The organism is Aquibium oceanicum, assembly GCF_001889605.1.
GTDB lineage: Bacteria > Pseudomonadota > Alphaproteobacteria > Rhizobiales > Rhizobiaceae > Aquibium > Aquibium oceanicum.
Genome location: NZ_CP018171.1, coordinates 5,049,046 through 5,071,445, shown reverse-complemented (window position 1 = coordinate 5,071,445; position 22,400 = coordinate 5,049,046). Strand labels below are relative to the sequence as shown.

Genomic DNA, 22,400 nt, shown 5'->3' with positions numbered 1-22,400 from the left:
GGCATCGGCAACTTACCCAAGAGGCCCCCCCGGAGCATCGGACCTGCGAATTGCTTCGTCACCTCCCCACAAACCGGACCCTAGGCTGACAGGCCGCCGTCGATCGCGGTCTCGGCGCCGGTGATGAAGGCGCTTTCGTCGGACAGCAGGAACATGACGAGATCGGCCACGTCTCCGACCGTTCCCGCGCGTCCGAGCGGAATGCTCTTGCGCCTCATCTCGAAGTTCTCCGGGGTCATGGCTTCGAGGATCGGCGTGTTGATGAAGGCTGGATGGATCGAGTTGACGCGGATGTTGCGCGGCGCGAGTTCGACCGCGGCCGTCCTGGACATCCCGCGGACCGCCCATTTGCTTGCGGTGTAGGCAATGCCTTTCGTGCCGCGCAGGCCGGCGAAGGACGAGAGGTTGACCACCGAGGCACCCGAAGGCGTGGCGGCCTGTTCGATGAAGCGGAAGCCGAGGAACGTGCCGAGCACGTTGATTCGCATGTTGCGTTCGAAGAACGCGACGTCCGTCTTCGCAATGGGTCGGGGATCGAAGATGCCAGCATTGTTGACGAGACCGCCGGCGCCGCCTTCCGCCTTGCAGAGCTCGGCGAGCCGGTCCCATGCGTCTTCGTCGCCGACGTCATGCTCCACGAAGCGCGCTGGCGCGCCCAGTTCGTCCACCAGCTTCTGTCCATCGTCGCGACGCACGTCGCTTACGATCACGCGGGCGCCCTCAGCTGCGGCCTGGCGCGCGATCTGCGCCCCGATTCCGCCGGCGGCGCCGGTCACGAGCACGATGCGGCCGTCCAGCCTCTTGTTCCTGTCCTGCAAGAATTCCTCCGAATGATACCGCCGTCCTGATCGGAACGGCTTGTCGTTGTTCTGAAAAGCTCCGGCTGCTCGGACGCCTTATCCGGAAGGGTAGGCCGGGTCTCGATGAGGCGCCCGAAACCTATGCGGCGGCAGCGCCAATGCTCCAGCCTCCGTCGATGACCAGCGTATGGCCGTTGATGAATTCCGCATCGGCGGAGGCGAGGAACACGATCGCCGCCGCGATGTCGTCGGGACGCCCGAGGCGTGGCCACGGCGTTCCCTCGATCCAGATGCGCTGGAATTTGGGCTCGGTGCGCAGCTTCTCGGCCGTCAGCTCGGTCTCGACGAGACCGGGTGCGACCGCATTGCAGCGGATGCCGCGCGGGCCGTAATCCGCCGCCATTTGCCGGGTGAGGCCGGCGAGCGCGGCCTTGCTGGCCGTATAGGCCGATGTTGCCGGCGTGGCGCGGAAGTTCAGGACCGAGGAGACGTGGACGATCGCCGCTCCCGGCTGCATCACCCTCAAAGCCTCGCGCGAGAGGCGGAAGGGAACGGTGAAGTTGATGTCCATGATGCGCGACAGGTTGGCGTCTTCGGTGTCGGCAACCGGTCTAGCGCCGGAGATGCCGGCGTTGTTGACCAGCAATTCCAGAGACTTGAAACGCTCGATCGTCCTGGCGACGACGTCGGCGGGGATGGCGGGGTCCGTCAGGTCGCATTCGATTGCCAGGAAGGAGCCGCGGAATTCCTCGGGGATATCGGCTATCGGCGTGCGGTCGACGCCCGCGACGCGCCATCCGGCGGCGAGCAGCCGAAGCGTCGTCGCCCGCCCGATGCCGCCGGCGGCACCCGTGACGATGGCGGTGCGGGAGGGGTCGAAGGCCGTCGTCATTTCCACTGTGTCCGGATGGGATGAAGCGCAGGAGCGCCGATGAAAGGATAGCCCAGCCGCCGCGGCCGGATCAGATCGTTTGCTCATGCTGGTATGCGCGACGCGTATTCAACTTGCCGATCCGCAGCCTTTATGTCGGCCACAAGTGGCCGGGCGAACCAGCCTGGGGGACAGTGGGCGTGCCATGACGGAATTCGATCTCTCCGGGAAAACAGCGCTGGTGACCGGCGGCGGGCGCGGCATCGGCCGGGCGATCGCGCTTGGCCTGGCGCGTGCCGGCGCCCGCGTGTTCGTCGCCGACATCGACGCCGGCAACGCCGCCATCGTGGCCGGCGAGATCGCCGACCAGGGTATCGCTTCCCGCAGTCTCCGGATCGACGTTTCCAAAGTCGAAGACATCGACAGAGGCTTTGCGGAGATCGACGATCTGGGATGGCCGCTGGACATCGTCGTCCTTGCCGCGGGCGTGCTGCGGGCCAAGCCTCTGCTCGAGCATACCGAGGATGACTGGCGCTTCATGGCCGAGGTCAATCTGAAGGGGACCTTCTTCACCTTGCAGGCCGCGGCGCGGCGGATGGTGGAGCGGGGGCAGGGGACGATCCTGGCCCTCTCGTCCACCTCGGCCTTCGTGGCCTCCAGGGTGCCGGAGATCCTCTACGACGTCACCAAGGGTGGCATCCGCCAGATGACCATCTCGGCGGCGGCGGAACTGGCGCCACACGGGATCCGCGTCAACGCGCTCGCGCCCGGCACCATCGTAACGGACTTCAATCGGGCGACGCTCGATACAGCCGACAAGATCGCCTCGGCGGAATCGCGCCTTCCGATGGGCAGGCTGGGTGGTCCCGACGACGTCGTCGGCGCGGCGGTCTTTTTGTGCTCTCCCGCATCCGCCTACGTCACCGGGCATCTGCTGGCCGTCGACGGCGGGCGCCTGACCCGCTCCGGCTGATAATCCGCCGGACTGGTCCAGCATGCGGCGCGGGAATTCCAGCAGTCTGGGAAGTCCTTCGTCCGCGCTGGCATATTGACCTATCGCTACCCCGTTTGCAGTGGTGCCAGGACATAGCCGCGCGGGGTTGCGAGAGCCCTGACCGCGGCGGTGCGCCGTCGAACGGCCGGTCCGCTGCAGCGAACGATGCTGAAACCGGATCTGGGGGGAAAGATGGACGAGACTGACAGGGACATGATCGCCGCTCTCGACCGGCGCCTGCGCGCCGTCGAAGATCGCCTAGAGATCTGCCAGATCGAAGGCGCCTACAGCCGCGCCTACGACGGTGCGAAGGGCGACGAGTGGGCTGCGCTGTTCACGGAGGACGGGATCTATCAGGGCCGTCAGCTGGCGGGCATGGGCGAGCAGAACTTCGTCCAGGGACGCAAGGCTCTGTCCGAATTCTGCGCTTCGAGCCCCGTCAACTGCATTCACTATCTCAACATGCCCGACATCAAGATCGATGGCGACGACGCGACGGGACGCGCGAACTTCACCTTCCGCGCCTTCGGGACCGATGACTTCGGCCGGGTGAGTTCGACCGAGGTGCAGGGATACTACGACATCGCCTACCGGCGCACGCCGGAAGGATGGCGGATACGGCGCCGGTTCACGGTCTACTTCGAACGCCGGCAGGGAACCTCATACGGCTACGAGCCGAGCGCATCACCCTTCGGCGACAGCAATCCACCATTCGACGAGAATGCCGGCTTTCGGGATCGCCGGTGAAGGCCGAGCGAGCGGCGTGATATGTGCAAAATGGAGGATTGGCGGCGTCCAGTATGTTTGCCGGGAATTCTAGAAGTTGGAAAAAAGCTGCGACTGCATGCGTCCCGTCAACTACGGTTTCAATGCTTGCAGGGCGTGACGTGATGATCGCCCGTAACCGCGAACAGGGATGGCCGCGATTGGTGGGAGGAGTTCATCGTCGCGGGTGGGGCCATGACGAACCGTGCCGCGGAAACCGCCAACGGCATCTCTGCCGACGCTCTTCGGCCGGCCGACGGTCGAGGTTTCCCGTGACGATACCCTCCATCAACTGATCACCGTAAATCGCCGATTGGCAGTGGATACCAACGAACAGGCAAAGGGAGTGAGGAAATGAACATTCTGGGAGTTTTGAGGGACGGCACGGGAAAGATGGCAATGGGAGCCTCCGTCGCCGCCTTCGTAGCCGCGACCTGTCTTGCCGCGTTGCCGGCTCGTGCAGACGACGTGACATGGACGATGGCGACCCATGCCGGTGGCCACTGGCTCGAGCATGGCGCACAGGGTTTTGCCGACAAGGTCGCGCTCTATACCGAGGGCCGGGTTAAGATCAACGTCGCCCAGCCGAGCACGCTCGGAAGCCCGCTGACCACGACGCAGACGGTGAAGGACGGCATCGCCGAGGCAGCCACCACCTGGGGCGGCCATGTCCAGGGCATCGACAAGACCGGCGCCATCGTCGGCGGATGGCCGGGCGGCCTGCGGCCGGAGGAATGGTTCTTCTGGGTCTACGAGGATGGTGGCCTCGACCTCATCAAAGAGTGGCGGATGGAGAAGTTCGGCGTCGTCAGCATCCCGTGCGACACCGGCGAGACCGAAATCTTCCTGCATTCCCACAAGCCGGTCCGTACGATCGAGGACTTCAAGGGACTGCGCGTCCGCACGTCCGGCGCCTGGGCCGAGATCGCTGCCAAGCTTGGGGCCAGCACGGTGGTCATACCGGGCGACGAGGCCTTCTCGGCCCTCGAGCGCGGTGTAGTGGATGCTCTGGAGTGGGCGGGGCCGGGACAGAACTTCAAGTCCGGCTTTCACACGATCGCCAAATACATCATCACGCCAGGCGTGCACTATGCGTCCGGCCTGACCGAATGCATCATCAACAAGGACGCCTGGGACAAGCTGTCCGAGCACGACAAGGTGATGGTCGAAGTCGCCGGCCGGCTGAACCTGTACGAGTCCTATGCGCGGTACGGCGAACTCGACATCGACGGCTGGGCAAAGCTCCATGAAGCCGCCGCCGGCGGCAAGAACGAGTTCATCAAGCTCGACCAGTCTTTCATCGACGCCGCCCAGAAGGCTTCCAACGATTGGGCGGACGAGCAGGCCGGCAACAACGAGTGGTTCAAGAAGATGCTGGAATCACAGCGGGCCACATTGAAGAAACTCGACACCTGGGGCGAGTTCCGCCTCCCCATCGGCGGTGTCCGCGAGTAGTCCTTGGACCTTACAGGTGCGGCCTGACTGGCCGCACCTTCTTCCCGATGCCGGAAGTCTCGCCGGCGACCGTCCATCACCGACTGCCGCGATGCCGTTCGCGGTCAGGGCAGTTCTATCGGAAGACCGGAAATGCGCGTGCTTGACATTGTCGACCGGATTACAGGCGGTGCGGCGTTGCTCGGCATCTGCGGCGTGCCGCCGTTGATCGCCATCATGGTGTTCGAGGTGTTCAGCCGCTACGTCCTCAACTCTCCCACGATCTGGGTCTTCGAAATGAGCTGGATGCTCATGGGGTTCATCTTCATCATGGGCGTGCCCTACGCCATGAAGCGCCGCGAACACGTTTCCGTCGACCTGATCTACGGGGCATTGTCACTGCGCAAACGTGCACTTGTCGACGCGATCGGCTTCGCTCTGCTGCTTCCCTGCATCGCCTGGCTCGCTTACAAGATGGCACTGTTCGCCCTATCGGGATTCGTCAGCGGCGAGGTCTCCGGCGTCAGCGCGTGGAACCCCGTGCTGTGGCCCTTTCGCACCGCTCTTGCGGTCGGCCTGACGGTCTTTGCGCTGCAACTCCTCGCGGAGCTGATCCGCTCGCTCAGAACGGCGCTCGTCGGAGCGGGTCCGGTGTCGTCCAAATGAGCGAGTTCATCGGACTTTTCATGTTTCCGGCGCTGCTCGTGCTGATCGCGATCGGGATTCCGATCGCCTTCTCGATGTTCATCGTCGCACTCCTCTTCGGCCTGATGCGCTTTGGCGATGCGGCAATGTCGCTCTTCGTGACGAAGACGATAGACGTGTCCTCGAACTACGTGCTGGGTGCCATTCCGCTCTTCATCTTCATGGGAGCGATCCTGCAGGGGTCTGGCGTCGCGGATCGCCTGTTCCAGGCAATCTACATGTGGACGCGGCGATTGCCGGGTTCGCTCGCACTCGCCGCGATGCTGATGTGCACGGTCTTCGGGGCGGTGACGGGCATAGCGGGTGCTGTGGAGACGCTCGTGGGGCTTCTCGCATTGCCGCCCATGCTGAAGCACGGCTACGACAAGTCGCTGATCTCCGGGACGATCTGCGCCGGCGGCTCGCTCGGGACGGCGATACCGCCTTCCATCACCGTGATCGTTCTCGCCCCGATCGCCAACGTCTCGGTCGGCGACCTGTTCGCGGGCATCATGTTGCCCGGGCTCCTGATGGCTGGCCTGTTCACGGCATACATCCTGATCGTATCCTGGCTGCGTCCGGATTTTGCTCCTGCGACCCCGCTCGAGGGGGAACAGCCGTCTTTCCTCGAGAAGATCAAGGTGACGTTCGTTGCCCTGGTGCCGACGGTCGCCTTGATCGTCACCGTTCTCGGGACGATTCTCGCCGGTGTGGCGACACCCACCGAGGCCGCGGCCTGCGGCGCTTTCGGAGCGCTGGTGCTCTCGGCCCTCAACCGCAAGCTCAGCTTCGGGATGGTCGTCGGCGCGCTTTACCAGACCCTCTCCATCACGGCGATGATCATGCTGATCGTCCTGGCCGGAAACATCTTCGCCGCCGTGTTCTACGCATCGGGCGGCATGACCGAGGTGAAGACCATCCTCACCGACTACGACATCGCCGGCTGGCAGGCCATCGCCTTTGTCATGGTGCTCGCTTTCCTCGGCGGCTTCATGCTCGACCTGATCTCGATCGTGCTGATCCTGATCCCGATCGCGATGCCGCTGGTGGTCAGCTACGGGGTCAACGAGGTGTGGTTCTGCGTGCTCTTCCTGATCGTCCTGCAGACGAGCTATCTCAGCCCGCCGATGGCCCCTTCCATCTTCTACCTGCGGGCAATCGCCCCGACCGACCTGCGCCTGGCGGACATGTACCGGGGCGTCGTTCCCTTCATCGTCCTGCAGGTCGTGACCTTCCTCATCGTCTTCATCTTCCCGGAAGTCGCGTTGTGGCTGCCCCGGATGTTTTACGGAAACTGACGTGCAAGATCTGATGACATCGAAGACCGACGAGTCGGCGCGCCGAATGATCGAGGGTGCCGATCCCTATCTGCTGATAGCCACCCTCGCGTCGTACGGCGCGGAGGGGACGCTGCTGGACGAGGCGATGCCCCATGCCATGCGCGGCATCGCCGACCGGACCGCCGCCGACCTGCCGGCCGACCTGCGCGCCCGGCTGACCGAACGCGCGCTGGCTCACGTCGCGCGCGGCAACGCACAGCCCCTTCACCCTTCGGACCCGGGATGGCGTCGCATCGTCGATTTCGCCGCCGGGGCGCCGGTGCCGGAAGAATACGTCGACATGCTGATGGAGGAGGCAAGCCTGTGGCCGCGCCGCCTCTATCAGTCGAAGATACCGACGGCCGCGGTCAAGCGGACGCCGGAAGTGGCAATCGTCGGAGCCGGGCTTTCGGGCATCGGTCTCGGCGTCTACCTCAAGAAGGCCGGCATTCCCTTCACCATCTACGAGAAGAACCCGAGGCCGGGCGGCACCTGGTACGACAACCGTTACCCGGGGTGCGGTGTCGATACGGCGAGCCACATCTATTCCTTCTCCTTCGCGCTCAACCCCTCCTGGAAGCGCTACTTCAGCAAGCAGGGCGATCTGCTCGACTACATCGAAACGTGCATCGACCGCTTCGACCTTCGTCCGCACATCCGCTTCGGCGCGACGGTGAGCGACACCCGGTACGACGAGAAGGATCGCCGCTGGCGCTTTGCCATCGATGCCGATGGCGCGACCACGCAGCATGACGCGGACGTCCTGGTCAGCGCCGTCGGGCAGTTGAACGTGCCGTCTGTGCCGCGCCTGAAGGGGCTGGATACGTTCAAGGGCGAGGTGGTGCACACGGCGGAATGGCGCCCGGAGATAGACTATGCCGGCAAGCGGGTTGCCCTGATCGGGTCGGGCGCGAGCGCGGTGCAGCTCGGCCCCAGCATCGCCCCGTCGGTGGCGAAGCTCACCGCCTTCCAGCGTTCCCCGCAGTGGCTCTCATCGCGTCCGCTCTACCACCAGCCGGTGCGCGAGGAGGATCTCTGGCTCTTCGAGAACGTCAAATCCTACATGAACTGGTACAGGATGACGCTGTTCTGGCAGTTCGGCGACCGGCTCTACCCGACGCTGATGATGGAAGAGGGACCGGACGGGCTGCGGGCCTCGGCGCAGAGCGACGGCGTGCGCGAACTGTTCACCAACTACATCCGCGACAAGCTGGCCGACCGCCCCGACCTCATGGAGAAGGTCGTGCCCGACTATCCGCCGATGGCCAAGCGCATCCCGATCGACTTCGGCTGGTTCGACATGCTCAAGCGCGACAATGTCGAGCTGGTCAGCGATGGGATCGACCGGATCGAGTCCGATGCTGTCGTCACCGCCGACGGCCGCCGCCACGAGGTGGACCTCATCGTGCTGGCGACGGGCTTCGAGGCGACGCGCATGCTGCAGACCGTTCCGGTCAAGGGGCGCGACGGCATGGAACTGCAAAAGGTCTGGTCGGGTGACGATCCGCGCGCCTATCTCGGCATCATGGTGCCGGGCTTCCCGAACTTCTTCATCATGTACGGCCCCAACACCAATCTGGGCCACGGCGGCAGCCTGATCTTCCAGATCGAGTGCCAGGCGCGCTACGTCGCCTCGGCGATCAGCCATCTGGCATCGACCGGGGCCGACGAGATCGAGGTGAGCAAGGAAGCCTGCGACGCCTACAACCGCGAACTCGACCAATTGCTGGACCGCACCGTGTGGAACGCGCCCGGCGTCAGCAACTGGTTCAAGAACAGCCGCGGCCGCATCGCTACCAACTCCCCGTGGCGGCTCGTCGACTACTGGCAGAAGACGCGCAGCTTCGATCCGTCGGTCTGCAACGTCGACTGAGCGCACCGGCCCGCCGCACGCATGAAGGAGACACTCGGCTGAACGCGACCGCACTTCACCCGACGCTTCGGGCGCGCCTGGCCGAAGCGCAAGGGGCGCCGCCCGTCGAGACCCTTCCGGTCGAGACCGTCCGGCAAGGCTTGCAGGCCCGCTTCGGCCTGGTGCCGATGCCGCCGGTCTTCCAGGTTACCGATCGCGCGGCCGGCGACGGCTGCCCCCGGCTGAGGATCTACCGGCCCCACGGCCGGGCTTCCGCGCCGGTCCTGGTCTTCTTCCATGGCGGCGGCTTCGTCGCCGGCGACATCGACACACACGACGCGCTTTGCCGGGCGCTCTGCAACGGTGCCGGAGCCATCGTAGTCTCCGTAGATTACGCGCTCGCACCCGAGCACCCGTTTCCGACGGGGCTCGAGGACTGCATCGCCGCGATCCGGTGGGTGCGGGAGCACGCGGGCGAATTCGGCGGCGATCCAGACCGGGTGGCGCTCTCGGGCGACAGCGCCGGTGCGAACCTCGCCATCGTCAGCGCCATCCGCCTCAAGCGCACGGAAGGGCACCGCTTCCGCGCGATCCTCGCGGTCTATCCGGTGACCGACGCGCCCGACCGCGCGCGCGGTTCCTACGCCGAAAGAGGGACTGGCTTCGGCCTGACGGCGCAGGCCATGATCTGGTTCATGGATCACTATGTCGGCGATGCGGAGCGGGCGACGGATCCCGACGTCGCGCCTTTGCGGTCGACGGAGCTTTCGGGCTTGCCGCCGACCTATGTGATCACGGCCGAGTTCGATCCCTTGCGTGACGAAGGCATCGCGTTCGCCGGAAAGCTTGCGGACACCGGCGTCGACGTCGTCCACGCGCACAAGGAGGATGCCAACCACGGCTTCCTGTCCTGGGCTGGCGCCGACGAGCCGTCTAAGGCGGGTCTCGATCCGGCCTGCGCCTGGCTGCGCGAGAGGCTCCTCTAGGGCTGCTGCAATACGCGGCTCAGCTCATCGAGCCGCCGTCTACCTGATAGGCCGCGCCGGTGCAGTAGTTGCTTTCGTCGCTGGCGAGGAAGAGCATCATCGACGCTACCTCGGACGGTTCGGCATAGCGCCCGAGCGGAATCCGCGCGGCCGGATCGCCGGTGCGGCCGGCGGCGTTCAGGTGGGCGTCGATGGCCTCCATCATCCGCGTGCGCGTCTGTGCGGGGTTGATGGCGTTGACCCGGATCTTGTCCTTGGCGCCTTCGAGCGCGGCGGACTTCATCAGTCCCAGCACTGCATGCTTGCTGGCGCTGTAGGCGGCCAGCCCCGCCGAGCCGCGCAGGCCGGCGCCCGACGATGTGATGACGATGCTTCCGCCGGCTGGCCGCATGGCCGGCATCAGGGAGGCGAGCCCCAGCCAGACGCTGCGCACGTTGACCGCCATCACGCGGTCGAAGGCGGCGACCGGCACTTCGTCGATCCTGCCGATCTCTCCCTCGATGCCAGCGTTGAGGAGAGCGATGTCGAGCCCGCCGAGACGCTTCAGGGCGGCTGCGACGAAGGCCTTCGTCGCCGCCTCGTCGGTAACGTCGGCGACGAAATAGGACGCCTGCTCGGGTGGCAGGAGGTTCGCGAGCTTCACCAGCCCCTCTTCCTCGCGATCCACCAGCAGAACCTTTGCGCCCTCCCGGGTGAAGAGCCGCGCGGCGGCCGATCCCATGCCGCCGGCAGCACCCGTGATGATCGCGACCTTGTCCTTCAGCCTCGGCATTTCAGCTCCTCCCGTTTCCATGAACCGGCGCGGCTCGGTCCGCGCGCGGGGACGCCGCGAGCTATGCCTCGGAGGCGTTTCCGGCGTCACCGAACGCCGCCCAGCCGCCGTCGACGGAAAGCACCGAGCCGGTGATGTAGCGGGCACTGTCGGAGGCGAGGAACAGGATGGCTTCGGCGACCTCGTCGGGCGTGCCGAGCCGGCCCATCGGGATGCGCCGCGACAGGCGCGCCTCGTCGACAATTCCACGTTCGACGAGGCCCTGCACCATCGAAGTGGCGATGAAGCCGGGCGCGACCGCGTTGACGCGGATGCCTTGCGCTGCCCATTCGCTAGCCAGCGCGCGCGTCAGGGAATGCACGCCGGCCTTCGCCGCGCCGTAGGCGTTTCGCCGCGGCAGGCCGACCAGGCCGGCGATCGATCCGACGTTGACGATCGCGCCGTTGCGCCGGGCAGCCATCGGGTGATAGGCGGCGCGGGAGCACAGGAAGGTGCCGTTGACGATCACCTTGGTGATGCGGTCGAAATACTCCATATCCTGATGGATGGAGGCTTCCTGGGAGCCGACGATGCCGGCATTGTTGACCAGCACGTCCAGTCTTCCGAACCGCTTGTCGATCGCCGCGAAGGCCTTTTCCACCTCGTCGGCGTCCGAGACGTCGCAGGCGAAGCCCTCGTGGTCGCCGGAGAGTTCCTTCGCCCGCGCGCGGGCCGCGTCCAGATCGAGATCGATGGCGCATACGGCATAGCCTGCTGCCGCGAACTGCTGCGCCAGCGCCCAGCCGATGCCGTTCGCCGCTCCGGTGATCGCCGCGACCTTCTGCTCAGAAGCCATGTCTTCCTCCCGCAACGCTGACGAATGTCATTTGATGATGAAGCCGCCGTAGTCCGACGCATCGGCTGCGGCCGTGATTTCGCGCACGTAGTTGTTCGTGCCGCCCATGTACATGAAGTACGAGTTGTCCTTCCCGGACACGTTGGCGCCCGTGTACCAGGACTTGGTCCGGAAGATCAGCGTCTTCTGGGCCAGCGAGACGAGGTGTTCGACCCATTTGGCCTCGGCGTCCTCCCGCGCCTCGATCGACGCGTTACCGCGGCTCTTCAGGTACCCGAGGCAGGCTGACAGCCAGTCGACGTGCTGCTCGATCGAGATCACCATGTTCGACAGCACCGAGGGGCTGCCTGGACCGGCGAGCATGAACATGTTGGGGAAGCCTGCGACCGTCAGGCCGAGGTAGTTGGCGGGACCGTCCGACCACTTCTCCTTCAGCGGCAGGCCGTCGCGGCCCCGGATGTCGATGCGCGCCAGCGCGCCGGTGAAGGCGTCGAACCCGGTGGCGAGCACGAGATCGTCGATCGCGTAGTAGGCGCCCTGCGTCATGAACCCGTGCTCGGTCATCGTGACCAGCGGCTGCTCGCGAAGGTCGACGAGCGTCACGTTCTTGCGGTTGAAGGTCTCGTAGTAGCCATTGTCGACGCAGAGGCGGCGGCCGCCGATGCCGTATTCGGTCGGTACCAGCCGGGCGGCCACTTCCGGATCGTCTATCTTGCCGGCGATCTTGCGCCGGACGAAGTCGGAGGCGTGGCGATTGACCTCCTCGTCGAGCGTGAGATCGGGATAGGCATAGGTGAAGCCGAGCCCGCCGGTCTTCCAACGCTCCTCGAATTCGCGCTCGCGCTCCTCGGGCGGCGTGTCGCGTCCGGCCACGGTGCCGGGCCGGAACAGATTGTTGTTGCGCGTCGCGGCGGCCTGCTGCCGGCGCTCGCGGTAGTTCGCCTTCCACTCCCGCTCGAAGTCGGGGTCCATGGGGGCATTGTAGCCGGGCACGGAGTAGTTCGGTGTGCGCTGCAGGACATAGAGCCGCTCCGCCTGTGGCGCGATGGCGGGCACGGCCTGGATGCCGGAGGACCCGGTGCCCACCACCGCCACGCGCCGTCCGGTAAAGTCGACGGCCTGCTCCGGCCATTGCGACGTGCGGTAGACGTTGCCATGGAAGGCATCGAGGCCGGGGATCGACGGCTCGATCGGCACCGACAGGACGCCCGTGGCGAAGATCACGTACCGGCAGTCCATCTGCCGCCCGCCCTCGGTCGCCACGGTCCAGCGCTCGAGGGTTTCGTCGAAGACCGCCGATTTCACGCCCGCGTTCAGCTCGATGTCGCGCTTCAGGTCGAACTTGTCGGCGACGAATTCGATGTAGCGCAGGATCTCCGGCTGGCTGGCGAACCGCTCGGTCCAGTGCCATTCCTGCTGCACCTCGTCGGAGAACGAGTAGGAGTATTGCAGGCTCTCGACGTCGCAGCGCGCGCCGGGATAACGGTTCCAATACCACGTGCCGCCGATCTGGGCTCCGCGCTCCAGCACCCGCGCGGAAAAGCCCAGTTCGCGCAGCCGGTAGAGCGTGTAGAGGCCGGCGAAGCCCGCCCCGACGACGATGGCGTCGAAGCTTGTCTGGTCGCTCCGGCTGTCGGTCATCTCTTGCTTCTTCCCTTATTGCCCATCGCGCGGACGAGCGCCGCGGATCTCGGGATCGGATGGTGCGGGTTCCGGACGCTTTCGAACCGGTCCGCGGCGCGGACCGCCGTATCGTCGAGCGAGCGTCAGGTCTGGATGGCGAAGGGATCGCGTTCCTCTTCGGAGAAATTGATCATGACGTTCTGCGGCGCCAGGAACTCCATCAGGCCCTCCTCGCCGCGTTCGCGCCCGAAGCCGCTTTCCTTGACGCCGCCGAAGGGGATCTGGGCAGCGACCGCGCGATAGGTGTTGACCCACACCATGCCGGTGTTGAGGGCACGCGTGACACGGTGAGCGCGGTTGATGTTCTGCGTCCAGATGCCCGATGCCAGGCCGTAGCGGGTATCGTTTCCGATCGCGATCGCCTCTTCCTCCGTGTCGAAGGGGATGACCGCCAGCACCGGCCCGAAGATTTCCTCCTGCGCGAGCTTCATGTCGTTGCGCACGTCCGCGAAGATCGTCGGCTGGATGAAGAGACCCTTGCCGAGGTCTGCGCCGGTGGCGCGTTCGCCTCCGGTGACCAACCTTGCACCTTCCGATTTGGCGGAGGTGATGAAGCTCATCACCCGGTCGAACTGCGGCTCGTTGGCCGCCGTCCCCATCTCGGTCTTCATGTCGAGCGGATTTCCGAGGCGGATCGCCGGTGCGCGCTCGGCCAGCCGCGAGACGATCTGGTCGTAGACCGGCCGCTGCACCAAGAGGCGCGAGCCGGCCACGCAAGTCTGTCCCGTCGCCGCGAAGATGCCGGCGAAGGCGCCGACGCTCGCCTTGTCCAGGTCGGCGTCGGCGAAGATGATGTTGGGCGACTTGCCGCCGAGTTCGAGGATCACCGGGGTGAGCGTGCGCCCGGCCGCCGCCGCGATCGCGCGGCCCGCCGCCCCGCTGCCGGTGAAGCTGATCTTGTCGAGGCCCTCGGCGCTTGCGAGCGACGCTCCGGTCCTTGCGTCTCCCGTGACGACGTTGAAGACGCCGGTCGGGAAACCGGCCTGCTCGACCAGCCTGCTGAACTCGAGCGTGGTGACGGAGGCATGCTCGGACGGCTTGACGACGACGCAGTTCCCGGCCGCCAGCGATGCCGCGAGCTTGTTGCCGAGCAGCGCCATCGGCGAGTTCCACGCGGTGATGATGCCGATCACGCCGAGCGGGCGCAGCGAGGCGTAGTCGAACACGTCGTTGCGGTCGAGCGGGATGACCTTGCCCCAGATCTTGTCGGCATAGCCGGCATAGAAGCGCAGCGTCCTGGCGAGGAAGCGGACCTGGTTCGTCGTCTCGCGGATGACCTTGCCGTTGTCGGTGGTCTCCAAGGTACCGATGCGTTCAGCCGACTGTTCGGTGAGGTCGGCGAGCTTGAACAGCAGGGTCGCGCGTTCGAGCCCGGTCTTGCGGGACCACACCTCGTTGAAGGTCTTGCGCGCCGTGGCGATGGCCTGAGCGACGTCGTCGGCATCGGCCTGCGAGACCGTCGCCCAGGGTTCCTGCGTGAAGGGATTGTAGGTCGGGAAGCGCTCGCCGGCTGCCGGGGGCACCCACTGGCCGCCGATGTAGAGATCGTAGCTTTGCCCGGCATGTGCCATCCGACGGTCCTCCTCTTGCTTCGCGGGCTATGCGGAGCAAGCACGCCATGCGACCAGTGCGGACTGTATAGGGGAGGCCGAGAAGAACAAGAAAATAACTTTTGGGATGGCCAGCATAACCAGCGATCATTCCCGGAACGTCGCCCCGGATGTCATTTTTCACCCGCTTCATGCGGGAGGCAAAGCACGTTCGGTATGCCCGGACGTTATGCTGCCACGCCGCCAAAGTCTTTCACCGGACGAGCGTGGTCGGCTAGGCAGAGCCTGTCTGCGGCTCGCCCGGAAGGGGCGGGGCCGATCGCCTGGGAGGGAATGCGTGTCCGGGACCGTATCGTTGCGCGAAGGGCGCCCGTCGCCGACCTTCGACTACATCGTGGTCGGAGCGGGCTCGGCCGGCTGCGTGCTGGCCAACCGGCTGTCTGAGGATGGCCGCACCAGGGTGTTGCTCGTCGAGGCAGGCCCCAAGGACCGCAGCATCAATTTCCGCGTTCCGCTGCTGGTGGTGAACCTTCTCAAGAACCCCGACATCACCTGGCCGCTGGTGACGGAGCCGCAGAAGGCGCTGAACGACCGCACGCAATTGTGGACCCGGGGCCGCGTGCTGGGCGGATCGAGCTCGATCAACGGCAACGTCTATGTCCGGGGCGACCCATGGGTCTTCGATTCCTGGGCCGGCATGGGCGCGCCGGGCTGGGGCTGGGACGACATGATGCCCTACTTCAAGAAAATGGAGACCTATGTCAGCGGCGGCGACGATGCCTATCGCGGGCGTAAGGGACCCATCGGCGCCGTAAAGCTGGACCGGTTCGATGAACTGGCCGACGGTTTCGTCGCGGCCAGCGGGGAGGCCGGGCACAGGATCGTCGACGACTACAATGATGGCTCCTACGAGGGCACCGCCTATCTGCAATATTCGACGAAGCGGGGTTTCCGCTCCAGCACGTCCTGGTCCTACCTTCGACCCGTCCGCAACCGCGGCAACCTCGAGGTCTGGACGGACACCGAGGTGGCGCGCGTTATCGTGGAAAACGGCGTCGCCGTCGGAATTGAATGTCGGCGGAACGGCGTCGCGACCCGCGCCGGCGTGTCGGGCGAGATCATCCTGTCGGCCGGGCCGGTCATGTCGCCGAAGCTGCTGGAGCTTTCGGGCTTCGGCAATCCCGACATTCTTTCCGCGCAAGGCGTCGAGGTTCAGCGCAACATGCCGGGGGTCGGCGAGAATCTTCAGGATCATCCGAACACGCGCCTGACCTTCGAATGCGCCAAGCCGATCACCATCAACGACGTGCTCCAGAACCCGGTCGTGCGGGTGAAGCAGGGGCTGAAGTTCATGATGTTCGGCAAGGGGCTTCTGTCGATCTGCTCGGCCACCGCGCACACGGTGATGTACAGCCGGCCGGACGAGACTTCTCCGGACCTGAAGATCCAGCTGCAGCCGTTTTCCGGGCGCGACCGCTATGCGCGTCGCCCGCAGGACGGGCTCGACCCGCATTCGGGCTTCACCGTCGGCGTCATGGGCCTCAAGCCCAAGTCGCGGGGCTCGGTGCACATCAGTTCGCCCGATCCTTATGCGTATCCGAAGATCGACCCCGCCTACCTGGAGCACCCGGACGATGCCCAGGTCCTGCTTCAGGGCATCAAGGCGGTCCGCGCGGTGGCCGCGCAGCCCTCGATGCGGCCACTGATCGTCAAGGAGACGCGGCCGAGCGATGCCACGGTCACCGACGAGGAAATCATGGCCTATATCCGCGAGACAACGCAGACGACCTGGCACATCGTGGGAAGCTGTCGGATGGGCACGGACGACGACGCGGTGGTGGCGCCCGACCTCAGGGTCCACGGCGTGCAGAACCTGCGCGTCGTCGATTCCTCGGTCTTTCCGACCATTCCTTCCTCGAACACCAATGCGCCGACCATCGCGCTTGCCGAAAAGGCCTCGGACATGATCCTTGCCGAGCGCAAGGCCGGCACGTCCCGGCGAGGGGATACGACCGGGCGGCGCCCGGTTGGACCGGGCGAAACGATGAGGATCGCATCATGAAGATCGAGCGCATCGAGGTCCGCATCACCGAGATGCCGATCCGCATCAAGCGCATCTTCTCCAGCGGCTCCTACGATTCCGGTCCGGCGGGACAGCTTCTGGGGAAGCCGGTCTTCCTGCGGCTGATCGGCGAGGGGATCGAGGGCCACGCGCAGATCCGTCCTATCAGTCCTGGCCATTTCGTCGCCGACACCTCCGAGAGCGTCGCCACGGCCATTCGCGAGGTCTACGGGCCGCTGCTGATCGGCAAAAGCGTCTTCGACATCGAGGCCATCGACGAAATACTGACGTCGCGGCTTGCCGGAAACCCGGCGGCGCGGGCGCTGATCGACATCGCGCTGCATGACGCGATGGGCAAGGCGCTGGACGTACCGGTGCACCGGCTGCTCGGCGGCTGCTCGCAGAGCCGGATCGAACTGGAATGGTCGGTGAGCCTGGCCGACGACGTCGGCGTGATGATCGAGGAGGCGCGGACCGCCGTCGACGACTATGGCATCAAGGTGCTTTGTCTGAAGGCGGCCGGCAAGGGCGGCTGGAGGCGCGACGTCGAAAACTTCGGCAAGGTGCGGGCAGCACTCGGAGACGACGTGGTGATCGGCGTCGATCCCAACACCGGCTGGACGGTCGCCGAGACCATCGCCTTCATGCACGCCGTCGGCGCGCACGACCTCGGCTATGTCGAGCAGCCGGTGCTGAGGCGCGACATTCGCGGCATGGCCGAGATCAGGGCGCAGGCGAAGGGCGTTCCCGTGATGGCCGACGAGGGTCTGTTCACCCTGTCCGACGCGGCGGACCTGGCGCTCGCCCGCGCGGTCGATGTCTATTGCATCAAGCTCTACAAGGTTGGCGGCCTGACGCCGGCCCGCAAGATCGCGGCGCTCGGGGAGGCGCATGGCATCCTGATCAACAGCGGCGGGCTGGCCGTGGCATCTCAGTTCGAGGCCGCCGCGTCCTGCCATTTCTGCGCGACGATCCCCGCGCGCCGCACCTTCGGCGCGGCCGAATTCGCCTTCGGCGTCGGCCCCAAGGGACCCGATCCGCTTGTCGCCGAAGGCGCGATGTCGATCAGGGACGGCGCGGTGGATGTGCCGATGGGCCCCGGCCTCGGCCTGACGCTCGATCTCGCCGCGCTCGAGCGCATGACGCTGCAGACCTTCGAGATTCGGACCTGATCAGGATACGATCGGGTAATACCAGTCGGTCAAACAATAATTGGACCGTATGGCCGGATTTGGCGAAGTTGGCGCCAGCAAGGCGGGTGACCGCGCGCGCTTCCATGGCGCCGTCCGGTCGCGCGCAATCATTACGGGAATGAAGCCATGAACATCGACGTCGCGTCCACGCAGAGCCTGAAGCAGAGCGAAATGGGGCAGGGCGCCACGCGCGCGGTCGCCGAATTCGCTGTGAACCTCACCTACGAAGACCTGCCGCCCGAGGTCATCTCCGACGCCAAGCGCTGTATCCTCGACAGCCTGGGCTGTGGCGTCTTCGGCGCGCAGACGCCCTGGACGCAGTCGGTACGGCGTGTCGTGGAAAGCCTCGGCCAGTCGCAGAAGTCGAGCGCCTGGGGCCAGAAGGTCAAGGCCGATCCGCTCGGCATCGCCTTCATCAACGGCACCTCCGCGCAGGGCTTCGAGCTCGACGACTGTCACGACCAGTCGATGTCGCACTATGGCGCGGGCGTGGTTCCCGCTTTGCTCGCCTGCGCCGAGGCGTTCGGCCCGTTCTCTGGCAAGGACCTCATCCTGGCGACCGTCGTCGGTTTCGAGCTCGGGACGCGCATCGGCAACACGGTGAGCCCGCACGCCTTCCACCGCGGGTTCCACCCTTGCGGCCTGACCAGCACCTTCGCGTCGGCCGCCACCGTCGGCAAGATGCTGAATCTCGACGTCGAGCAGTTCGTCAGCGCGCTGGGGCTCGCTGGCTCCCAGGCTGCGGGCCTCATGGCCTCGCAATTCGGCGCCATGGCCAAGCGCTTCCATTCGGGCAAGGCCTCGCAGAACGGCATCATCGCCGCGCTCTGCGCCCGCGAGGGACTGACCGGCGTCCGCGACGTGCTGGAAGCGCCTTATGGCGGGTTCTGCTCCACCTATGCCGACAAGTACGATCTGAGCTGGGCCACCAACAAGCTCGGCGAGGAGTTCGAGATCCGCAAGAACGGGTTCAAGCAGTACTCGTCGCTGGCGAGCAGCCAGACGACCGTCGATGCGCTGCGCGCCATCCGCGCCGATCACGGGATCAGGGGCGAGGACGTGGAAAGCGTTCTCGTGCGGACGACCAACATGGTCTACGTCCATTGCGGCTGGCCCTACGAGCCGAAGGAGACGATCACCGCGCAGATGAACCTGCCCTACACGGGCGCGGTCACCCTGCTCGAAGGCACCGCCTTCATCGACCAGTACACCGACGACAAGCTGCGCGATCCGAAGATCATCGACCTCGCCAATCGCTTCAAGGTCGTCGTCGATCCCGAACTCGATGCCGGCGGGCCGCACGAGATGCGTGCCGTGCGGGTGACGGTGACGATGAAGTCGGGCCAGGAATATCACCAGGAACAGACCTATCGCAGCGGCCACTGGCGCAACCCGATCAGCGACGCGGACCTGTCGGCGAAGTTCAAGAACCTCGCGGGCAGAGTCCTGAAGGAAGACGCCGTCGAGAGCATCAACGCCATGGTGCAAGGGCTGGAGACGGCTGCCGAGCCGGCGCCGGAACTCGGCCACATGCTGCAGGACGTCAAGGCCTAGCCTGGCCGATCATAAGGTTAGCTCGGGGCCGTCCCGCCGCGATCTTTCGATCGCCCGGCGATGCGGACCCGCTGCCGCCAGACGCGGTCAAAAAGAGCGAGGAAGACAATGAGCAAGATGCTCGCACGGACCATCGCCGAGTTCTCGGCCGATCTGAGCTACGACGATATCCCGCAAGCAGTGCGGGATGCGGCCCTGCTGCATATGGTGGACACCATCGGCGTGTGCATCGCCGGCGCCGGCCCGTTGGAGGAAAGCGGGCGGGCGGCCCAGGCGCTTGCCCGCGGCTGGGGCGGATCGTCCGGAGCCACGCTGTTCGGCGTCGGCGGACAGGCGCGGCCGGAGCTCGCCGCCCTTCTCAACGGCTCGCTGGCGCAGGCGCTGGAGATGGACGACAAGCACGGCTCCTCGCTGGCGCGTCCCGGCTCGACCGTCACGCCGGCCGTGCTCGCGGCGGGCGAAGCGCGCGGCGCCTCGCTGAAGGAGATGATCGCTGCGGTGACCGCCGGCTACGAGGTGATGATCCGCCTGGGCTTCGTGGGCGGGGACCGCTTCCTGGCGCGCGGCTATCATACGAGTTCGCTGCTCGGCCCCTTTGGCGCGGCCGTCTCCATCGGCAATCTGGTCGGCGCGCCGGCGGAGAAGATCGTCGACGCGCTCGGCATCTCCGGGACGTTTGCCTCCGGCATACAGGAATCGACCCGCACCGGCTCGACCTCCAAGATCCTGCACGGCGGCTGGGGCGCCCATGCCGGCATCCTCGCGATCGACCTCGCGCAGGCCGGCATCACCGGTCCGGAGAGCGTCTTCGAGGGCAAGTTCGGCTTCTTCGAGACCCATCTGACGCCGATCACCGGAAAACTCGATTTCGTCACGGGCGGCAGCGGCTTCGGGTCGAAATGGTACCTGCCGGACACGGCCTACAAGCCCTATCCCTGCTGCCAGCTCCTCCACGCTTTCATCGAGGCGGCCAAGCAGATCCTGAAGGAGTTCGAGGCCGACGGCGTGACGGTCGACGACATAACCGCCGTCAACTGCAAGCTGGCCGAGCCGGGCCTGACGCTCGTCACCGAGCCGCGCGACCGCAAGAAGCGCCCCCAGACGCCGCACGAGGGACGCTTCAGCCTGTTCTTCGGCGTCGCGTCCGCGCTGATCTTCGGTACTGTCGGGCTGGAATCCTTTGCCGAAGAGCGGCTGCGCGACGAGCGCATCCTGAAGCTGGCGGCCAAGATCGAGGCCGAGGAAGACCCGGATTCCGACTATCCCGCGCATTGCCCGGCGATCCTGGACGTGACCGCCAAGGGCAAGACCTATCACTGCCACGTGCCCTACCATCCCGGATGCCCGGAAGCGCCGCTGCTCGAGGATGACGTCCTCGACAAGTTCGAGCGCAACACGTCCTGGTACTTCGGCGACGCGGCCCGCGCGGTCGGCCAGAAGCTCGCCAAAACGCCGCACGACGCGACGTTCGCCGCGGTAGTTTCGGCGATCGAATCCGCTGCCGGAGGGACGGCAAGGGCGGCCGAATGAGCGACGACGGCCTCTTCGTCCGCGACCGCCTCTATATCGGCGGCGAATGGGTCCTTCCGCATTCCGGCAGGGTCATCCAGTCGATCGATCCCGCGACCGAGACGGTTTGGGCCCATGTCGCGGAGGCAGACGAGGCCGACATCGACGCGGCGGTCAAGGCGGCGCGCGACGCGCTCTCTGGCCCATGGTCGCGCATGGATCCGACGAAGCGCGGGGCGATCCTCTACAAGCTCGCGCAGCTCATCACCGCGAACGCGCGGCAGCTGGCCGAGATCGAAAGCCGCGACAACGGCAAGCCGGTGAGGGACACGCTCGGCGAGATGCAGCGCGCGGCTGACTGGCTGACCTTCTTCGCCGGCGCCGCCGACAAGGTGAACGGCGCCCAGATCCCGTTCAAGACCGACATGCTGGCCTACACCCGGCGCGAGCCGGTCGGCGTCGTCGGGGCCATCCTGCCGTGGAACTCGCCGATCCTCCTGTGCTGCTGGAAGCTCGGCCCGGCGCTCGCCGCCGGCAACACCATGGTGATCAAGCCGGCGGAACAGACGCCCGCGAGCATCCTGGAAATCGCGCGGCTGGCCGAGGAGGCAGGCGTGCCGCCGGGCGTGGTCAACGTCTGTCCGGGCTACGGCAAGATCGCCGGCCAGGCGCTGGCCTCGCATCCCGGCGTGAACAAGATTTCCTTCACCGGCCACCACGGCACGGCGATCCGCATCATGAAGTCGGCCGCGGACAACCTGAAGCGCTGCACGTTCGAATGCGGCGGCAAATCCCCCTACATCGTCTTTGCCGACGCCGATATCGACCGCGCGCTTTCGGTCGCTGTCCACAGCGCCTTCCGCTCGACCGGCCAGTCCTGTTCGCTCGCCTCGCGCGTCTTCGTCGAGCGCCCGGTCTACGAGAAGTTCGCGGCGGCGATCGCCGAACGGGCGGCGCGCATCCGCGTCGGCGCGCCGAGCGATCGAAGGACCCATATCGGGCCGCACACCTCGGCCGAGCAGCTGGCGAAGACGCAGAGCTACATCCAGCTGGGGATCGAGAGCGGCGCCCGCCTTATGACCGGCGGCGGCAGGCCGGAGGGACTGGATGTCGGCTACTACGTCCAGCCGACCGTCTTCTCCGATGTCGATCCCTCGACGCGGCTCGCGCGTGAGGAAGTGTTCGGTCCCGTGCTGGCGGTCATGCCGTTCGATTCCGAGGAGGAAGTGGTCGGGCTTGCCAACTCCACCGACTACGGCCTGGTCGGCGGCCTGTTCACGTCGGACCTTTCCCGCGCCCACCGCGTGGCCGCGCGGATCGAGTGCGGGCTGGTGTCGGTCAACACCTTCCGCCCCGTGCACTGGATGCTGCCCTATGGCGGCTATAAGCTGAGCGGCATCGGCCGGGAGAACTCCATGCAGGTCATGGACCAATTCACCGAGACCAAGACCATCGTCGTCGACCTGTCGACCGGCGTGCCCGAAGATCCCTTCGCCAACTGATATCGGAAGCGGCTATGGCACGCCGTGCGCCCCGC

The 22,400-nt window shown here is 66.0% G+C and carries 18 protein-coding genes; 12 read left to right on the top strand and 6 right to left on the bottom strand.

The window, feature by feature from the left end; all coding sequences use genetic code 11:
* Nucleotides 1-80: 80 nt before the first annotated feature.
* Both BSQ44_RS24855 and BSQ44_RS24850 read right to left on the bottom strand, forming a co-directional pair.
* A complete protein-coding gene (locus BSQ44_RS24855; RefSeq protein WP_072607690.1) occupies nt 81-818 on the bottom strand; it encodes an SDR family NAD(P)-dependent oxidoreductase in 738 nt (245 codons plus the stop codon).
* Between the two features lie 121 nt (nt 819-939).
* Complete coding sequence (locus tag BSQ44_RS24850; RefSeq protein WP_072607689.1) at nt 940-1,692, bottom strand: SDR family NAD(P)-dependent oxidoreductase; 753 nt, start codon at nt 1,690-1,692, stop codon at nt 940-942.
* Between the two features lie 184 nt (nt 1,693-1,876).
* On the opposite strand from BSQ44_RS24850, the gene BSQ44_RS24845 reads away from it, so the two are divergent.
* The 7 genes from BSQ44_RS24845 (at nt 1,877) to BSQ44_RS24815 (ending at nt 9,705) form a co-directional block, all read left to right on the top strand.
* Nucleotides 1,877-2,644 carry an SDR family NAD(P)-dependent oxidoreductase gene (locus BSQ44_RS24845; protein WP_072607688.1) on the top strand — a complete coding sequence of 256 codons (768 nt, stop codon included), beginning with the start codon at nt 1,877-1,879 and terminating at the stop codon, nt 2,642-2,644.
* Between the two features lie 213 nt (nt 2,645-2,857).
* On the top strand, nt 2,858-3,412 hold the full coding sequence (locus tag BSQ44_RS24840; RefSeq protein ID WP_072607687.1) for a nuclear transport factor 2 family protein: 555 nt from the start codon (nt 2,858-2,860) through the stop codon (nt 3,410-3,412).
* A 372-nt stretch (nt 3,413-3,784) separates the two neighbouring features.
* Nucleotides 3,785-4,885, top strand: coding sequence for a TRAP transporter substrate-binding protein DctP (dctP, locus tag BSQ44_RS24835; RefSeq protein ID WP_210187907.1), 1,101 nt, complete (start codon nt 3,785-3,787; stop codon nt 4,883-4,885).
* Nucleotides 4,886-5,023: 138 nt separating this feature from the next.
* On the top strand, nt 5,024-5,530 hold the full coding sequence (locus tag BSQ44_RS24830; RefSeq protein WP_157894691.1) for a TRAP transporter small permease subunit: 507 nt from the start codon (nt 5,024-5,026) through the stop codon (nt 5,528-5,530).
* The gene (locus BSQ44_RS24825) at nt 5,527-6,846 is read left to right on the top strand and encodes a TRAP transporter large permease (RefSeq protein ID WP_072607684.1); all 1,320 of its coding nucleotides are present in this window, start codon (nt 5,527-5,529) and stop codon (nt 6,844-6,846) included. The genes BSQ44_RS24830 and BSQ44_RS24825 overlap by 4 nt, the downstream gene beginning before the upstream one ends.
* Nucleotides 6,847-6,859: 13 nt before the next feature.
* Nucleotides 6,860-8,740 (top strand): flavin-containing monooxygenase, encoded by a 1,881-nt coding sequence (locus BSQ44_RS24820; RefSeq protein ID WP_072608276.1) that lies wholly within the window; start codon nt 6,860-6,862, stop codon nt 8,738-8,740.
* Nucleotides 8,741-8,880: 140 nt separating this feature from the next.
* The gene (locus tag BSQ44_RS24815) at nt 8,881-9,705 is read left to right on the top strand and encodes an alpha/beta hydrolase (RefSeq protein ID WP_083534918.1); all 825 of its coding nucleotides are present in this window, start codon (nt 8,881-8,883) and stop codon (nt 9,703-9,705) included.
* A gap of 19 nt (nt 9,706-9,724) precedes the next feature.
* On the opposite strand, the gene BSQ44_RS24810 is transcribed toward BSQ44_RS24815, so the two are convergent.
* From BSQ44_RS24810 to BSQ44_RS24795, 4 genes are all read right to left on the bottom strand, one after another.
* Nucleotides 9,725-10,477 carry an SDR family NAD(P)-dependent oxidoreductase gene (locus BSQ44_RS24810; RefSeq protein ID WP_072607683.1) on the bottom strand — a complete coding sequence of 251 codons (753 nt, stop codon included), beginning with the start codon at nt 10,475-10,477 and terminating at the stop codon, nt 9,725-9,727.
* 61 nt (nt 10,478-10,538) lie between these two features.
* Nucleotides 10,539-11,312, bottom strand: a complete 774-nt coding sequence (locus BSQ44_RS24805) for an SDR family oxidoreductase (RefSeq protein ID WP_072607682.1) — start codon at nt 11,310-11,312, stop codon at nt 10,539-10,541.
* A 27-nt stretch (nt 11,313-11,339) separates the two neighbouring features.
* On the bottom strand, nt 11,340-12,953 hold the full coding sequence (locus tag BSQ44_RS24800; protein WP_072607681.1) for a flavin-containing monooxygenase: 1,614 nt from the start codon (nt 12,951-12,953) through the stop codon (nt 11,340-11,342).
* Nucleotides 12,954-13,078: 125 nt separating this feature from the next.
* On the bottom strand, nt 13,079-14,566 hold the full coding sequence (locus BSQ44_RS24795) for an aldehyde dehydrogenase (protein ID WP_072607680.1): 1,488 nt from the start codon (nt 14,564-14,566) through the stop codon (nt 13,079-13,081).
* 316 nt (nt 14,567-14,882) lie between these two features.
* On the opposite strand from BSQ44_RS24795, the gene BSQ44_RS24790 reads away from it, so the two are divergent.
* The 5 genes from BSQ44_RS24790 to BSQ44_RS24770 all read left to right on the top strand — a co-directional run bounded on the left by BSQ44_RS24790 (nt 14,883) and on the right by BSQ44_RS24770 (nt 22,365).
* Complete coding sequence (locus BSQ44_RS24790; protein ID WP_162276753.1) at nt 14,883-16,607, top strand: GMC family oxidoreductase; 1,725 nt, start codon at nt 14,883-14,885, stop codon at nt 16,605-16,607.
* Nucleotides 16,604-17,779, top strand: coding sequence for a mandelate racemase/muconate lactonizing enzyme family protein (locus BSQ44_RS24785; RefSeq protein ID WP_072607678.1), 1,176 nt, complete (start codon nt 16,604-16,606; stop codon nt 17,777-17,779). Before BSQ44_RS24790 ends, BSQ44_RS24785 begins: the two co-directional genes overlap by 4 nt.
* Before the next feature lie 147 nt (nt 17,780-17,926).
* Nucleotides 17,927-19,354 carry an MmgE/PrpD family protein gene (locus tag BSQ44_RS24780; protein ID WP_072607677.1) on the top strand — a complete coding sequence of 476 codons (1,428 nt, stop codon included), beginning with the start codon at nt 17,927-17,929 and terminating at the stop codon, nt 19,352-19,354.
* A gap of 108 nt (nt 19,355-19,462) precedes the next feature.
* The gene (locus BSQ44_RS24775; protein ID WP_072607676.1) at nt 19,463-20,884 is read left to right on the top strand and encodes an MmgE/PrpD family protein; all 1,422 of its coding nucleotides are present in this window, start codon (nt 19,463-19,465) and stop codon (nt 20,882-20,884) included.
* The gene (locus BSQ44_RS24770) at nt 20,881-22,365 is read left to right on the top strand and encodes an aldehyde dehydrogenase family protein (RefSeq protein ID WP_072607675.1); all 1,485 of its coding nucleotides are present in this window, start codon (nt 20,881-20,883) and stop codon (nt 22,363-22,365) included. The genes BSQ44_RS24775 and BSQ44_RS24770 overlap by 4 nt, the downstream gene beginning before the upstream one ends.
* The last annotated feature ends 35 nt before the right edge of the window (nt 22,366-22,400 follow it).